Below are 16722 nucleotides of genomic sequence, written 5' to 3'. Positions count from 1 at the left end.
AGTATCTCATGTTCCGCAGAACAAAAATCGTAACAACACTTGGGCCAGCAACTGACCGCGATGACAATTTACGTAAAATTATCGCAGCCGGTGCTAACGTGGTTAGACTTAACTTTTCACACGGTTCACCAGAAGACCATTTAAAGCGTGCTACTGATGCACGTAACATCGCGAAAGAATTAGGTAAGCATGTTGCCATATTAGGTGACTTACAAGGCCCTAAAATTCGTGTGTCTACATTCAAAGACAACCAAAAAATCAAACTTAACTTGGGCGATAAATTTATCCTTGATGCTGAATTAGGCAAAGGTGAAGGCGACGAGAAACAAGTAGGTATTGATTATAAGCAACTTCCTGATGATGTTGTGATTGGCGATATTTTGATGCTTGATGATGGCCGCGTGCAATTACGCGTTGACAGTGTTGAAGGCCGTAAAGTCTTCACAACTGTGACGGTTGCAGGTCCTTTGTCTAATAACAAAGGCATCAACAAAAAAGGCGGCGGGTTAACTGCTCCTGCATTGACTGAAAAAGACATGGCAGACATTAAAACGGCTGCAATGATCGATGTTGACTACCTAGCGGTGTCTTTCCCACGTACTGGTGCTGATTTAGACCTTGCACGTAAACTTGCTTTAGAAGCAGGTAGTAAAGCGTTAATCGTGGCAAAAGTTGAACGTGCTGAAGCCGTTGAAACTGACGAAGCTATGGATGATGTGATCAGAGCATCTGACGTTGTCATGGTTGCCCGTGGTGATTTGGGTGTTGAAATTGGTGATGCTGCGTTAGTTGCAGTGCAAAAACGTTTAATTCAACGTTCGCGCCAGTTAAACAAAGCCGTTATTACTGCAACGCAGATGATGGAATCGATGATCACTAGCCCAATGCCAACTCGTGCAGAAGTGATGGACGTAGCTAACGCGGTATTAGACGGTACTGACGCTGTTATGCTATCAGCTGAAACTGCCGCAGGTGACTTCCCAGAAGAAACCGTTATGGCAATGGCTAACGTTTGTTTAGGTGCAGAATCACACCCAAGTGTGAAAGTATCAAAACACCGTATGGATCAAAGTTTCTCATCAGTTGAAGAAACCATCGCATTATCGACCATGTATGCCGCTAACCACCTAGCTGGCGTGAAAGCGATTATCTCGTTAACAGAATCTGGTGCGACAGCTAAATTAATGTCACGTATCAGTTCTGGTTTACCGATTTTTGCTTTATCACGTCATCAGAAAACATTAGCTAGCATGGCGCTATACCGTGGGGTTCAGCCAATTGAGTTTGACTCAACGGCATACCCAGCTGACGAATTAGCGAAAGAAGCATTGAACTGCATGGTTAATGCGGGTTACTTATCAAGTGGTGACATGGTATTGATGACCAAGGGCGACGCGATGGAAACCATCGGTGGCACTAACACCTGTAAAGTACTTGTTGTCGCTTAATTAATAAGCCAACATCGGACCATTGAGCGTGTTTTATCTCGCACGCATCAATGCGTCGCTAAAACAAAGCCAACCTCGCGGTTGGCTTTTTTATTGTCCTTAATCAATGGACGTTAGTCTCTGTCGTTAGCTTGCATTGAGCAATAGCTGTCACTAATATCGCCCTCGCCTTATACCAACCCCCAATCTGTCGCACTTATTCACTACAGTGATTGAGATAAACTTATTCATGTCATTTTTAATGCGGCGTTTTACTGAGTCTGCGGATAGCGGCAATAAAAAAGCCCCGACTGAGTCGGGGCTTAATGTTTAGCACGCGATGTTTTCTCGTTTACAGCTTGTCAAAATCATTGACGTTGATTGCTGCTAAGCGAAGTACATCGGCTTCTACAAGCTGTTTGTGTTCAGCTTCTGTAATGATGTCTTTATCAAGGGCAACATCAAATAGCTCAAGCATCGGTAACTTAGACTTTAAGTGACCACTGCGTTGTGCTTTTTTAAGCTTCTTATACAAATCTTTGGCTGCATATTTGGCGAGGAATGCATTTTCCACTTCAGCAATGCCGCTGGTGTCACCGTCGAACTCACCACACAAGAAGGTAATACGATCACGTGCAGGTCCTGGTTTAAGCATGCCTTTACACACCTCAACCGCCACTTTGTCGCTTGGTGCGTTAAAGTGATTACCCAGTGGGAAAATCAACACTCGTAATAGTACTGCCGCAATTTTACTTGGGAAGTTACGTATCGCATCATCCAGTGCTTTAGCCGCTAAGTGTAAACGCTCAGTCATCGCGTAATGCACTGCAGGCAAATCATCTTGTTGACGGCCGTTGTCTTCAAACAATTTCAATGTCGCTGAAGCAAGATACAGTTGGCTTAATACATCGCCCATACGTGCAGAAATCATTTCTTTACGCTTAAGGTCGCCGCCCATGATCAACATTGATAAGTCAGTCATAATCGCAAGTGATGACGAAATACGTGTCATGTCGCGGTAATATTGCTGAGTGGGTCCACTTACTGGCGCACTGGCAAAACGACTGCCGGTTAACGCGCTACCCAATGAGCGTAATGCGTTACCGATGGCATAACCCATGTGACCAAGTAGTAACGAATCGAAACGATCTAATGCCGATGTTTCATCTTCCATACCTGCGGCTTCCATTTCAGCCAACACATATGGATGACAACGGGTTGCACCTTGACCAAAAATCATCAATGAACGGGTTAGAATGTTTGCACCCTCAACCGTAATCGAGATTGGGTTAGCCATAAATGCATGGCCTAAATAGTTTTTAGGGCCTAATTGAATGCCTTTACCAGATTGGATATCCATTGCATCTTCAAGCACATCACGACCCAGTTCAGTCATGTGATACTTAGCAATAGCAGTCACAACTGAAGGCTTCACTTTTAAATCAATACCTTGGGTGGTTAAACGACGTGCCGCTTCAAGTTGATAGGTATTGGCAATAATACGCGCCATAGCTTCTTGTACGCCTTCAAAGTTACCAATTGGCATACCAAATTGTTGACGAACATAACTGTAAGCTGTGGTAGTTTTAGTGGCCACGTGGCCAGATGCTGTTGCAAGTGCTGGTAATGAAATACCACGCCCAGCAGACAAACACTCAACCAGCATACGCCAGCCTTTACCAGCATATTGTGGGCCACCAATAATCCAATCTAACGGGATAAAGACATCTTCGCCGCTCGTGGTACCGTTCATAAATGCCATCATTAATGGATTATGACGACGACCAATTTCTACGCCTTTATGATCGGTTGGGATCAAGGCACAGGTAATGCCTAGGTTTTTAACATCGCCTAATAAACCATCAGGGTCGCGCATTTGGAACGCTAAACCTAATACCGTCGCAACAGGTGCAAGCGTAATATAACGCTTGTTCCAGGTTAAGCTTAAACCTAAGGTTTCTTCGCCTTCAAACTCACGACGACACACAATGCCCACATCAGGGATTGCGCCAGCATCACTGCCCGCTTCTGGGCCTGTTAACGCAAAACATGGAATGTCTTTACCCACAGCAAGAGACGGTAACCAATGATCTTTTTGCTCTTGAGTACCATAATGAGTCAATAACTCACCAGGGCCTAACGAGTTAGGTACCATTACCGTTACCGCGGCACTCACACTTCTTGTGGCAATTTTGGCCACAATAGTTGAGTTGGCATAAGCAGAAAACTCACGGCCGCCGTATTTTTTCGGGATTATTAACGCAAAGAAGCCTTCGTCTTTAAAGTATTGCCACAATTCTGGTGGCAAATCTTTACGGTTATGAACGATATCGAAATCGTCAATCATGGTGAGCGCTGTTTGAACTTGATTGTCGATAAAATCTTGTTCTTCTGCGGTTAATGTTGGCTTACCGTAACTGTGTAAGGTATTCCAGTTAGGTTTACCGCGGAATAATTCACCTTCCCACCATACGTCGCCCGCTTCCATGGCTTCTTTCTCGGTGCTCGACAAGGGTGGCAACACTTTCTTGAAGAACGAAAACACCGGACGCGTAATAAACTGCATGCGGATATTACGTACGCCAAAGAGGACAATGATCGCGATAAGTAGCAATATGACGATACTCATTTTATACCTTCTTAGTTTGTTAACACAGGGACAGCCACACCGGCCGCCATGTAGGGAATCACTTTACGAATAATTGCTTCAGTGTTGTTATGTTCACCATAATCGGCTGCGGCAATCTCATTTAATGCATCGGCTGATGCCATGGTAAACACAATGGTTCCCAGGGTAAAATGCAAGCGCCAAAACATTTCTGCTGGCGGTATATGCGGCGCACTTGCCGCAACCGCTTTAACAAATGTGGCTAAATGCTCACCATAATGGGTAGTAATAAACCAGCGTAAATGCCCCTGGCTTTCAATATAACCACGACCAAGCAACTGCAAAAAAATGATTGTTCCGCCGTTACGCACTTTATTTAATTCAAGTAACGGTTTAATTAAAGCAGAAAAAATCTCGTTTAGTGAAGCGTGCTCAGGCGCATGATGTAATCGATTTATCTCAATGGCTGCGCTTGGCATAAACACATCAAGGTATCGCGCTAAAACGGCACGAATTAATTCTTTTTTAGAACCGAAATGGTAATTGACCGACGCCAAATTGACTTCGGCTTTACTGGTGATCAGTCGTAACGAAGTTTCAGAAAAACCCCTCTCAGCAAACAACTTTTCAGCTGCATCGAGTATTCTTGTTTTTGTATCAGTACGGCTTGCCATTCCATGACCCAATTTAATTTAAACACCCGTTTAAATTAATCATTGAGCGCACAGATGTCAATTGAAATTATTTGCGTTATAGATAAAAACCAATCACAAAATCCTTAACAACTGCACCAGATTATTAACTTATATGCAAAGTTGGCTATTTTTCGGTACACTGACGCCGATAATAAAAACAAGGATGCCAATAGAATGAACTTCCCTTTAAAACAACCGTCTCAAATTGCACTCATTGTGTCACTCGCGTTAGGCCTTAGTGCCTGTAATGACACCCAGGAAACGGCTAGCGCACCTGCTGCAAAAGTACAAAAAATTGACAGCGCTGCAGCGATTGAATTTATTAATCAAGCCGAAGCCGACTTAGCAAGCCTAAATGTTGAAGCCAATCGTGCTGAATGGATTTACTCCAACTTTATTACCGATGATACCGCAGCATTGTCTGCCGCCATGGGTGAAAAAGTCACCTCAACGTCGGTACGTTATGCCACTGAAGCCGCCAAATATGCCAATGTTGAGCTCGATGCGGTGAATGCCAGAAAACTTAATAGCCTGCGCAGTAGCTTAGTGTTACCTGCGCCGTTAGATCCGGCTAAAAATGCTGAACTTGCCAGTATTGCCTCAGAGCTCAATGGCATGTACGGCAAGGGCAAGTATTGCTTTGCTGATGGTCGCTGCTTAACTCAACCAGAATTGTCTAATTTAATGGCCGAGTCAAAAGACCCTGCTGTCTTGCTAGAAGCCTGGCAAGGCTGGCGCGAAATAGCTAAGCCGATGCGCCCATTATTTGAACGCGAAGTTGAACTCGCCAACGAAGGCGCAAAAGATCTTGGCTATGCTGATTTATCTGAATTATGGCGTAGCCAATACGACATGAAGCCGGATGAGTTTTCAGCAGAACTTGACCGTTTATGGACCCAAATCAAACCGCTATATGACTCATTGCACTGTTATGTTCGTGGCGAGTTAAACGAGCAATACGGTGATGACGTTGCACCTAAAACCGGCCCTATTCCAGCACATTTACTGGGTAATATGTGGGCACAACAATGGGGCACTATCTATAACAGTGTCGCACCAGAAGATGCAGACCCAGGTTATAATGTAACGGAGTTATTGGCCAAAAATGGCTATGACGAAATCAAAATGGTTAAGCAAGCTGAAGGCTTCTTTACCTCTTTAGGGTTTGGTGCTTTGCCAGACAGCTTCTGGACACGTTCGATGTTTGTCCAGCCACAAGACCGTGATGTGGTGTGTCATGCATCGGCCTGGGATTTAGACAATCTGGACGACATTCGCATCAAAATGTGTATTCAGAAAAATGCCGAAGACTTTACGGTTATTCACCACGAGTTAGGCCATAATTTTTATCAACGCGCTTATAAAAATCAGCCATTTATCTTTAAAAACTCAGCTAACGATGGCTTCCATGAAGCCATTGGCGATACGATTGCGTTGTCGATTACCCCTAAGTATTTACAACAAATTGGCTTGTTAGACACAGTGCCTGATGCCTCGAAAGACATTGGCTTACTATTAAAACAAGCGTTAGATAAAATTGCATTTATGCCATTTGGTTTAATGATTGATCAATGGCGTTGGCAGGTATTTAACGGCACAATTAAGCCCGAACAGTACAACCAGGCCTGGTGGGATTTACGTGAAAAATACCAGGGCGTTAAAGCCCCTGTTGCACGCACTGAGGCCGACTTTGATCCGGGCGCTAAATATCATGTACCGGGCAACGTACCGTACACGCGTTACTTTTTAGCCCATGTATTGCAGTTCCAATTCCATAAAGCTTTATGTGATATTGCGGGCGATACCGGACCGGTTCATCGTTGCAGTATTTATGGTAACGAAGCCGCTGGTGCTAAATTGAATGAGATGCTTGAAATGGGTGCAAGTCAACCCTGGCCAGAAGCGTTAAATGTTGTCACTGGCACTAAGCGAATGGACGCAAAAGCAGTATTAGATTACTTTGTGCCATTACAAGTGTGGCTTGATGAGCAAAACAACGAGGCTAACCGCCAATGTGGTTGGTAATCATCAGATAAACCTGGATTACCCACTCGGCTCATACTTGAGTGTGGTGCACAGATAAATCAAAAAATGGCGCTGAAAAGCGCCATTTTTTTATCTAAAGCCGCGACCTTTTCGATTCAACTCACTATTTTCAATCTTCTTTTGTTGGGATTTTTTTAGCATCACAAATACCGCTCCTACCCCGCCTTGATTGCGTGTAGCAGAGTGATAAGCCGTCACAGGCTCTATTTGTTGTAGCCAGTGACACACGGCTGATTTCATCAGTGCCGGATAAGGTTTACTTTTATAGCCTTTGCCATGAATGATCAACACATTGCGCTCCCCACGCTCATAGGCACTCAATAGACAATTAATAATGCTGTCGCGCGCCTGATGAAGCCGATATTCATGAAGGTCTAGCACCATTTTTATTGGATATTTACCCAACCTTAATTGTTTAAACACTTCGTCTTGAATACCGTCAATTTTATAACTGACTATTTCATCTGGTTCTAGTGGCTGTATTAACTGTGGATCGGTCGGTAATAACTGTAACAATTCATGTTGTTGTGCTGCAGCTCGCTTTGCAAGTTGAGCATCTGTTACACTTAGTGGATTAAGCCATGTTTGCGCCGCAATGCTTTGGCGCTCGGGTTTTAAGGGGGTAACGTCGGCCATTTCTTGTAAAAATAAATCATCATCATTAAAAGACATGGTTAACCTCCTACATACTTTGTAAAGATTATGCCCTTTGGCAAAATCACGGGATAATTTATAGTTGTGCTTACGGTATAGCGAGATGGGTTTCCTTTCCTGTTAAAAAAGAATATCAAAAAGAGAATATGCATTGAAAAAAATATTGTTACGGTTTAACACATCAATTTTAGCTTACGTGACCTTTGCGATGTGTTTGTGTCTTTCTACGCTTAACGCCGTTGCGGCAGAGCCTATTCCTCATAAAGCCCTCAATGATAATTTTAGTCAATTAGTACAAGCATTTGAGCATTTAGACCTCAACAGCATTGAACAAATTTATACCGAAGATGCGGTTTACGTTTCAGAAACCCAAGACAAAGGCATTATTTTAGGTAAGCAGAACATCCTCAATTTATACACGCGCTTTTTCGACAAAATTAAGCGCAAGCAAGCAACTTTAGAAGTCGACTTCAGGGTATTAGTACGGCACAGCGACAAAAATAGCGCAACCGATATAGGGTATTATTTAGTGCGCTTTCATCCTGGGGCTGATTCTGGCGAACCAGTAAGTGAGTTTGCGGGTAAATTTGTTACTGTGTCAGCAAAAGACAGCAATGGGAAATGGCGCATTAGTGTCGACTCCAATACCCATGCCACTGCAAAGTTTTATTATGATGCTAAACCAGTGCCTAATTTGTATTATGGCCGTCAATTCAGTGAATCTGCGGTTGCACCGAGTAGCACAAAAAAATGACCATCAATATCACGCCAACAGATTTATGCCCTTGTGGTAGTCAAAATAGTTATCAGCAATGTTGTTTACCCTTGCATTTAGCAACCAGTGTAGCCCAGAGCCCACAACAACTGATGCGCTCACGCTATTGCGCTTTTGTTGTGGGTCAGTTTGATTATTTAATCTCGACACATCACCCCGACTTTCGCCACGGCTTAACGGTTGCACAGTTAGCGCAAGGTAATACTCATTGGTTAGGATTACAGGTACTGACCACCAAACAGGTCGGCTGTCATGGTGAAGTGACTTTTAAAGCCTGGTATTTAGATAATAAACACATTGATGCCATCTACGAAAAATCATCGTTTGTGTTAGTTGAGGGGCAATGGCTTTACACCGAAGGGACACAAATGAGTACGCGCGCGCCTGAACGCAATGAGCCGTGCATTTGCCACAGTGGCCGCAAATTTAAGCACTGTTGCGCCAAGCTAACGCATTAATTTACACGGGTACCCAAGTGCTGTGTTTATCGATAAATTGCGCAAAATCATTCACCCTAATGGCTGGGCTGTATAAATACCCTTGAGCATGGTGACAGGCGCTTAGGGATAAAAACTCCTCTTGCTCTTTTGTTTCGACCCCTTCTGCCGTTAATGAAATATTCAAGGCTTTCGCCATAGCAATTATCGCACTGACAATTTCACGGCTTTCTCGGCTCGATGAAATATCCATGATAAATGAACGATCAATTTTGAGCTTAGATATTGGGAACTGTTTCAAATATTTCATGGAACTGTAACCCGTACCAAAATCATCAATGGCCAGGCCTACGCCTAATTCTGCTAGTTCATGGCATAAATTAATCGCATAACGAACATCGCCCATTAGCTCGGTTTCAGTGATTTCTAAAATCAGGGTTTTGGGTTTGATGCGATAACGTGTGACTAATCGCCACACTTGTTCATACAAATTACCACTAAAAAACTGTCTCGCGGCAACATTGACGTGCATGGCGATATCGACGTTTTTATGTTGCCATAAGTTAAGCTGTTTACAGGCGGTTTCTAATACCCACTCACCGATAGGATTTATCATTCCGCTTTGCTCGGCAATATCGATGAACGCGCCTGGGTACAGCACGCCTTTTTTAGGGTGATGCCAGCGAATCAACGCTTCTGCGCCAATATATTGATTGGTTTGTAAATCCATTAATGGCTGATAATAAAGCTCAAACTCTCGGCCTTTAATTGCTTGCTGTAAATCCCGTTCGATTTCGGCATTGCTAGTAAATGCATCTAGCAGATCAGCGTTAAAAAACTGATAGTGCATCTCTGACTTACCCTTAGCGTATTGTAAGGTAATATCAGCACAAGATAATGGTGAAAACATGCCTGCGACGGACTTAATATCAACTACTGCTATGGCAGGTTTTGGGTTGACTTTTTCACGCGAAATAACGGCTGGAGCCGCGATACTTAAATAAAGGCGCTTAACCATTTGCTCGCGTTCAACAAGCTGATCGTCAGTATTTGAGCTAAGTGCAGGCAATAAAATGGCGTATTCGTCGCTGCCGACTCTGGCGACATCAATGGCATTCGCTGATAAGGAAAAGTGCTTTAAACGCCGAGCAATCTCAATCAGTAATGCATCACCTTGTTCATGCCCATGAGTATCGTTAAAACGCTTAAAGCCCATTAAATCGATAAGAATAAGTATGCCGTCGGTTGCATGCTCAAGTTGTGGGGTAAAGAAGCTTCGATTGTGTAACCCTGTCAAACTACAGTGCCAGGCAAGGCGTTCTAATTCCGCTTTATGCAAATATTCACTGGAATTGTCATAGCTTGAAACTAGCGCATAATGTTTACCTAACTCGGTAACAAAAGGCGTAATGTGATAATTAAGCCAATACTCGCTACCGTCAACACGATTGAGTTTGACATTTCCTTTAACAATCTCTTTATCATGCAGTTTTTTTACAATGACATCTAAGAGTTGATGGTTATTACGGAAAATATCAAGATTTAATGCACTCTGGTGTTCAATAGTTTCTCTTGCAAGGCCGGTCATTTTTTCATGAGCGCCGTTAACATATTCAACAATTTTACTGTCGGTATTGACCAACATCACCACATGTTCAGATTGCTCTGTTGCATTGCGCAGTAAATATATTTTTTCGTTACTGTCGTAGGTGTATCGCGTCGCTAACGTCAGTGCCAGTTGATCGGCACATTGCACCGCAAATTGAAGGTCGGCTTTTAACCATTTATGAGCATGACAATGCTCAATGGATAATACACCTTCAATGTGGCCATTAATGCGAATGGCAATATCAAGACTGGTGTGAATATTGTGATGGTCATAATACTGAGCAAACTGCTGGATAAGCTTTTGCTGATGTGAGTCACTAGACAATATATAACGATGTAAACGAAGCTCGGTAAAAAAGTCTGGGGAAATGGTTGAGGTTTGGCGTAAAGCTGAATTGTGGGTTAAGGCATCAACAATGTTGCTGGCCACTAAATTGTGGGCACACACATAAAAATCATCGGCGTTGGTTGCTCTATGTTCTTGGTTGTCGTCATTGATTGCGCTTAACAACCACACAGACACAAAAGAGGCGTCAAACTGCTCTCTTAAGAGTTGACAAACCAACTCAGAGGTTCCTGAAAAATCACCTTGCTGTTTAGCACTGGAATTTACAATTAATTCCAATAAGTGCTGTTGTTCATTTCGATTCATTGACATCCCGAAACATGGCTACATAACTCAAATCTGCTGGTGAATATCATTTAAAAATGATTTTATTATTACGCTGTAAAGCCTATGCAGTGAAACACTGCGCTGTACCACGCCAGTCATCAATATGAGTAAAACTTGGGAGCGATATCCGCTTAATAAAGTACACATGAGCAGTATACAAGTACTTGCTACTATACCTTTTTGTTAGATGGGCAAGATTACACTTTTTGCCCTGTTACAGCAATCCTTTCATCTGTGCTTATTGCGATAAACGTGACACGTTAATAAAAGTGCTAAGTTATTGATTTAATGTTCGACAACGTAAACTAAACATGCCACGACTTGTTAACTTATTTGTAATTTATGGCTTCTCTATAGTGAGTTTTCGAGTTGAAAAATCATTTTTTCAACACTAAAAGCAAAATTCATTGTCAATTGGCATTGATTGCCCTGCTGGCTCATTTCAGTTCTGGTCTCAGGAAAACGCTGTAAAGCGATTTGTTCGAGCGCATTGGCTTTGGTTGATGCATCTGCTCCACTGAAACTTAACTGCAATAACGTGTCATCAGCCTCTACTACAGCACCAATATCGACGAAACTGCCACAATCGGCACAACTGTCATTCACATTACTGGATTGTTGCTGTTTAATTTGCTTTATCATGTCATGACCTCTTAAACACTGGGATAGTGTTCAACATACTACCGTAAACATCTGTGCCTTTTATTTGCCAAGCTCACAAATAGCAAATTAGTGAGTGATATTTGCGTGTTTGCGGTACATATTTTAACGGCCACGTTAAGCATATTGTAATGCCATGGTTTGACTTATTTTACGCTGGGTTGCGAGCTGATCAACAAAATGCATATCTTCAATAAGATCTCGCTGCTGGTAAGCATTAATTGCTTTTTGTTTTGTGACAGCATCACAGTTGCTAAGCACTTCGACCATGGCATCGGGCTGCGGTCCACGAATAACAATGGCTTCTGGCGTTAATGCTTGTTGTAATTGAAATTGACGAGCGCCTTGCTGCTGAAACAGCGGTGCGTTATCGGTGACATGTATATCGCTAGAAACATCGGCAACTAGAGGTTGTGCTGCAGGCAGTGAAAATTGTTTGCGCAACTTTTGATCGACATTGAGATCCTTATCAAACTGAAATTGCGCCATATCACGAGCATCAGCCGACAACATAGCCAATAGTAAACCAAATTCTCCACGACGATTATGCTCAACCGCCCCGTTTAATCGGCTGCCTATTTGTAACTCATTGACTAATGTTGACTCAATTTGCATATAAAAACATCACTACTCTTGTGCATTGATATTTTATCGACCAAATAAATCAAAACTTTAGAATTTTTTTCAATTTTAGGCTTTACATACAAAGGGTTTGTGAATACTATGGCGGCCGCAATTGAGGAGGGGTTCCCGAGTGGCCAAAGGGATCAGACTGTAAATCTGACGGCTCAGCCTTCGAAGGTTCGAATCCTTCTCCCTCCACCATTTGCGATGTTGTTTGATGTACCGTTTTAGTGGTTTCTATTACTAAAGCAAAAAGCGTTAAAGTGTAAAAAGAAAGTAGTTATAAAGAAATCGTGTGGAGGGGTTCCCGAGTGGCCAAAGGGATCAGACTGTAAATCTGACGGCTCAGCCTTCGAAGGTTCGAATCCTTCTCCCTCCACCATCTTTTCTTTGTTATCTTCTTTCGCAGTGGAGGGGTTCCCGAGTGGCCAAAGGGATCAGACTGTAAATCTGACGGCTCAGCCTTCGAAGGTTCGAATCCTTCTCCCTCCACCATTTTACATCCTGCCTTTATTTGCTCTTATTCTCATTGATTTCAGTTTCTGCTGTTCGGCTTCTAATTAACACCATTTTCAATATCGTGTTTACTTAACTGCCATTCCCTATCTTGATCGATTTACTTGCCTTACCTTTTCCAATACTCCCTATTTAGCAAAAAGCCTACTTTTCACTTTTTATTTTAGTTATTATCTGTTCCCTTTTGGAATAAAGAGCTTGCCGTATGCCAACTACTTGGGTCAATCAGGCCATCGCTAAAATAGAAGCAGACTATCAACGTTCTGCCGATACGCATTTAATTAAGCTAGATTTGCCACAACTAGAGGGTGTAGACATCTATTTAAAAGATGAAAGCACTCACCCAACCGGCAGTTTAAAGCATCGTTTAGCCCGCTCATTGTTTTTATATGCACTGTGTAATGGGTGGATTAAACAGGGCACGCCGATTATTGAGTCATCATCTGGCAGTACGGCAGTCTCTGAAGCGTATTTTGCCCGTTTATTAGGCCTACCTTTTATTGCGGTAATGCCAAAAACCACGGCGAAAAAGAAGATCCAACAAATTGAGTTTTATGGTGGTCAGTGCCACTTTGTTGATAATGGTAGCCAAATGTATGCCGAGTCAGAACGTTTAGCACAAGAGTTAAATGGTCATTATCTGGACCAATTTACTTATGCTGAACGCGCCACTGACTGGCGTGGTAATAACAACATTGCCGATTCTATTTTTAATCAAATGGAAAAAGAGCCACATCCAATCCCTAGCTGGATTGTGATGAGCCCGGGTACTGGCGGCACCAGCGCCACCATTGGCCGTTATATTCGTTACCAACAGCAAGCGACTCAATTGTGTGTTGTCGACCCTGAAAACTCGGTGTTTTTTGATTACTTTATACATGGCGATGCCAGTATTGTCAGCGATAAAAACAGTAAAATTGAAGGCATTGGCAGACCAAGAGTTGAACCTTCATTTATTGCAGGCGTTGTCGACAGTATGCTGCAAATACCCGATGCTGCTTCTGTTGCCACTATTTTATGGCTAGAACAACTGATTGGCCGTAAAACTGGCGCGTCGACAGGAACTAACCTATATGGCGCACTATTATTAGCCACTCAAATGCGTCAGGCTGGTCAAACGGGGTCTATTGTGACCTTGATTTGTGATGCAGGAGAGCGTTACTTAGACACCTATTACAACCCACAATGGATTGACACCAACATAGGCTGCTTTGAGCATTATCGACAAAAGCTGCAAGATTTTGATGGCAGCGGGCTGTTACTTTAAAACTCGTAACCCCGTTTAAGGTTAAATACAACAATGCCGCAGATTATCTACGGCATTGCTTTATCAAATCATTATACAAACTTAATCAATATTCAAATATTTGTGGGTCTGAATAGACAAACGCCAATTACGAGCAATACACACTTTCATCGCTAATGCTGTGGCGCGTTCTTTTTGACTAATGGGCTGTAAACAGATGGTTTTACCGCTTAGATCGATGCCATTAAGCAGTGCATCTAATTCATCTACATGTTTTTCAGTGGCCACAGGGTGTTTAATTTCGTTGGCGCGCACTAAGGCTTGCTCAAGGACTTTATAACCACCTTTCATATTCACTTTAGGCGACACAGTCACCCAAACCGAGTCATGACATTTAACCTCAAAAGTACCACTGGTTTCTATTTGAACTTGATACCCCGCAGCAATAAAATCACTGGTCATTTCAGTTAAATCGTATAAACAAGGTTCGCCACCGGTTAGCACGATATGCTTTGCCGTAAAACCTTTGTCTTTAAAAGCTTGAATTAAGCTGGTACCGGTATGATCAGCCCAACGGCCAATAGTGCCATCCACTTGAATGACTTGTTCTGCAGTGACTTTATTTTCAGGTAATACATCCCAGGTTTGTTTAGTATCACACCAGGCGCATCCAACCGGACACCCTTGTAAACGAACAAAAAGTGCTGGTACGCCAGTAAAGCAGCCCTCACCTTGTATTGTTTCAAATACTTCGTTAACTGGATATTTCATGATTTACCTTACTTTCAACGCCCAGCAATACCACCAGACAAATAACAGGGCGGCATTTATAGAGGATTTTAACGCCAGCTGCAAGTATTTACCCCGCTTGCTTTGCACTTATGCTGACGTTAGGTAAAATATCATTTTAGTTTTCTGAATCGTTCTGACAAAAGGTCATTGCGATTTATCAGCGCGTTAAGAGTAAATTCATGTCAAATACAACACCTCACACCACCAAGGCGCTCGTTGTTTTTAGTGGCGGCCAGGATTCGACCACATGCTTAATTCAAGCTTTGTCGCAATATGATGAAGTTCATGGCATTACCTTTGATTATGGTCAACGTCATCGCCAGGAAATCGATGTGGCAAAAGCGTTAGCGGTTGAGTTGAAATTGGCCAGTCATAAGGTTATGGATACCACATTACTAAACGAGCTGGCGATATCTGCATTAACTCGCGATGCAATCCCAGTGTCGCATGAATTAATGAACAATGGTTTACCTAACACCTTTGTGCCAGGCCGCAACATTTTGTTTTTAACTTTAGCCGGTATTTATGCTTACCAGTTAGGCTGTAATGCCATTATTACTGGCGTGTGTGAGACTGATTTTTCGGGCTACCCAGATTGTCGTAATGAGTTTATTCAGTCGATGCAACAGTCTCTGGCTCTGGGAATGGATAAACCGCTTAAGATTATTACGCCGTTAATGTGGCTCAATAAAGCTGAAACCTGGGCGTTGGCAGATAAATATCAACAATTAGCCTTAGTGCAACAACAAACCTTAACTTGTTATAACGGTATTGTTGGTACAGGATGTGGCGACTGCCCTGCATGCCTATTACGCCAACGCGGTCTTGATGATTACTTACAAAACCAAGATTCAGTGATGGCTTCGCTAAATAGTAAGATGGCATAACACCTCTTATTGAAGGCATATCTATCGACGTGTTGTAAATCAATTACTGCTTTGAAGGGATGATCAACATCCCTTTGTCGCATCTATACCCAATCAACTTGAAGATCCGTGTTTCAGAGCTTCACCGTGTTTTCAATACTAGGCGCGTTAATGCGGTAATGTAGGTACCTTATAAATTAGCGCAACAACGTAGTGGGAACACGGTGAAACTCCCAAAGGGCAAGTTTTACACGCGTTTATGCTGTGTTATTGATTTTGGAAAGGGAATACCATTACCCGCAATCAATGCCTTGCATAAACGCGTGTAAATTCTTGCTGAAATAGAGTGTTTTCAGGTTGTTTGGGTATATGACTATAATTCATTATCGATGATCCGATGCTTACAATCGTCTTTCAGATAATATGTAGAGGTAATTTTGGCCAAACAATCACATTCAGTTGGACCTTATCATTTTTTAGTGGTGATCAGTGTCATCTGCATCCTGCTGTTTGCGGCTGATGTCCCGACCCCCGCTTTTTTTCCAATAGACCACTATTTCAGTTATCGCTATGACGATATTGCGCAAGGTCAAGTATGGCGTTTGTTTAGTGGTAATTTGCTGCATACCAACCTGTGGCATTTATTAATGAATTTGGCTGGTTTTTGGGTGATTGTGTTCTTACATGAAGTGCACTACAAACGACATCCAGAAAAGCTCGTGTTGCTCTTTGTGTGCTTGTGTTTACTTGAAGGTGTAGGGTTATATCTGTTTTACCCCAGCTTAAAAGCCTATGTTGGCCTAAGCGGGATGCTTCATGGCCTATTTGCGTTTGGCGCCATGATGGATATTCGCAAAGGTTACTACTCAGGATATTTGTTGCTGGTCGGGGTTATCGCCAAAGTGGCATACGAGCAATACTTTGGCGCAACAGAAAGCGTGACTGAGTTGATTGGCGCAAGAGTGGCGACCGAGTCCCATCTTATTGGTCTTATTTGTGGTTTACTGTGCGCATTATGCTGGTCTTTTGTCGCAAACCGCTTTAAATATAATAAATTGTCTTAAGGGCTATAGATTTCAGCGTTATCTTTTTCAA

The 16722-nt window shown here is 42.7% G+C and carries 14 protein-coding genes and 3 tRNA genes; 10 read left to right on the top strand and 7 right to left on the bottom strand.

The window, feature by feature from the left end; all coding sequences use genetic code 11:
* The first annotated feature begins 8 nt into the window (after positions 1-8).
* Positions 9-1448, top strand: coding sequence for a pyruvate kinase (gene pyk / locus GQA99_RS03270; RefSeq protein WP_160052425.1), 1440 nt, complete (start codon positions 9-11; stop codon positions 1446-1448).
* Between the two features lie 331 nt (positions 1449-1779).
* Here the strand turns inward: pyk and GQA99_RS03265 are convergent, their stop codons facing one another.
* Both GQA99_RS03265 and psrA read right to left on the bottom strand, forming a co-directional pair.
* Positions 1780-4056, bottom strand: a complete 2277-nt coding sequence (locus GQA99_RS03265) for an acyl-CoA dehydrogenase (protein WP_160052424.1) — start codon at positions 4054-4056, stop codon at positions 1780-1782.
* A gap of 11 nt (positions 4057-4067) precedes the next feature.
* Complete coding sequence (psrA, locus tag GQA99_RS03260) at positions 4068-4709, bottom strand: TetR family transcriptional repressor PsrA (protein ID WP_160052423.1); 642 nt, start codon at positions 4707-4709, stop codon at positions 4068-4070.
* Between the two features lie 195 nt (positions 4710-4904).
* Between psrA and GQA99_RS03255 the strand changes: the two genes are divergently transcribed.
* Positions 4905-6755, top strand: coding sequence for a M2 family metallopeptidase (locus GQA99_RS03255; RefSeq protein ID WP_160052422.1), 1851 nt, complete (start codon positions 4905-4907; stop codon positions 6753-6755).
* Between the two features lie 90 nt (positions 6756-6845).
* Here the strand turns inward: GQA99_RS03255 and smrA are convergent, their stop codons facing one another.
* A complete protein-coding gene (gene smrA / locus GQA99_RS03250) occupies positions 6846-7448 on the bottom strand; it encodes a DNA endonuclease SmrA (RefSeq protein WP_160052421.1) in 603 nt (200 codons plus the stop codon).
* A 133-nt stretch (positions 7449-7581) separates the two neighbouring features.
* Between smrA and GQA99_RS03245 the strand changes: the two genes are divergently transcribed.
* Positions 7582-8184, top strand: coding sequence for a YybH family protein (locus GQA99_RS03245; protein WP_229785823.1), 603 nt, complete (start codon positions 7582-7584; stop codon positions 8182-8184).
* Positions 8181-8663 carry a YchJ family protein gene (locus GQA99_RS03240; RefSeq protein WP_160052420.1) on the top strand — a complete coding sequence of 161 codons (483 nt, stop codon included), beginning with the start codon at positions 8181-8183 and terminating at the stop codon, positions 8661-8663. The genes GQA99_RS03245 and GQA99_RS03240 overlap by 4 nt, the downstream gene beginning before the upstream one ends.
* 1 nt (position 8664) lies before the next feature.
* Here the strand turns inward: GQA99_RS03240 and GQA99_RS03235 are convergent, their stop codons facing one another.
* The 3 genes from GQA99_RS03235 to GQA99_RS03225 form a co-directional block, all read right to left on the bottom strand.
* Positions 8665-10902, bottom strand: coding sequence for a sensor domain-containing phosphodiesterase (locus tag GQA99_RS03235; protein ID WP_160052419.1), 2238 nt, complete (start codon positions 10900-10902; stop codon positions 8665-8667).
* A gap of 372 nt (positions 10903-11274) precedes the next feature.
* Positions 11275-11565 (bottom strand): DUF406 family protein, encoded by a 291-nt coding sequence (locus tag GQA99_RS03230; protein WP_160052418.1) that lies wholly within the window; start codon positions 11563-11565, stop codon positions 11275-11277.
* Positions 11566-11700: 135 nt separating this feature from the next.
* Positions 11701-12198 (bottom strand): VC2046/SO_2500 family protein, encoded by a 498-nt coding sequence (locus tag GQA99_RS03225; protein ID WP_160052417.1) that lies wholly within the window; start codon positions 12196-12198, stop codon positions 11701-11703.
* Positions 12199-12323: 125 nt separating this feature from the next.
* Here GQA99_RS03225 and GQA99_RS03220 point away from each other — a divergent pair.
* From GQA99_RS03220 to GQA99_RS03205, 4 genes are all read left to right on the top strand, one after another.
* Positions 12324-12408 (top strand) — tRNA-Tyr (locus tag GQA99_RS03220).
* Positions 12409-12504: 96 nt separating this feature from the next.
* Positions 12505-12589 (top strand) — tRNA-Tyr (locus GQA99_RS03215).
* Positions 12590-12617: 28 nt separating this feature from the next.
* Positions 12618-12702 (top strand) — tRNA-Tyr (locus tag GQA99_RS03210).
* A gap of 226 nt (positions 12703-12928) precedes the next feature.
* Complete coding sequence (locus GQA99_RS03205; protein WP_160052416.1) at positions 12929-13990, top strand: PLP-dependent cysteine synthase family protein; 1062 nt, start codon at positions 12929-12931, stop codon at positions 13988-13990.
* Between the two features lie 81 nt (positions 13991-14071).
* Here GQA99_RS03205 and queE read toward each other — a convergent pair whose 3' ends face one another.
* Positions 14072-14740, bottom strand: coding sequence for a 7-carboxy-7-deazaguanine synthase QueE (gene queE, locus GQA99_RS03200; protein WP_160052415.1), 669 nt, complete (start codon positions 14738-14740; stop codon positions 14072-14074).
* Between the two features lie 200 nt (positions 14741-14940).
* Between queE and queC the strand changes: the two genes are divergently transcribed.
* Positions 14941-15648, top strand: a complete 708-nt coding sequence (queC, locus tag GQA99_RS03195) for a 7-cyano-7-deazaguanine synthase QueC (RefSeq protein ID WP_160052414.1) — start codon at positions 14941-14943, stop codon at positions 15646-15648.
* 416 nt (positions 15649-16064) lie between these two features.
* Positions 16065-16691, top strand: a complete 627-nt coding sequence (gene rrtA, locus GQA99_RS03190; protein WP_373291405.1) for a rhombosortase — start codon at positions 16065-16067, stop codon at positions 16689-16691.
* The last annotated feature ends 31 nt before the right edge of the window (positions 16692-16722 follow it).

The sequence above is a fragment of the Shewanella litoralis genome (assembly GCF_009828585.1).
Lineage (GTDB): Bacteria > Pseudomonadota > Gammaproteobacteria > Enterobacterales > Shewanellaceae > Shewanella > Shewanella litoralis.
The sequence above is the reverse complement of the archived record's forward strand: the minus strand, read 5'-3'. Positions and strand labels throughout refer to the sequence as shown.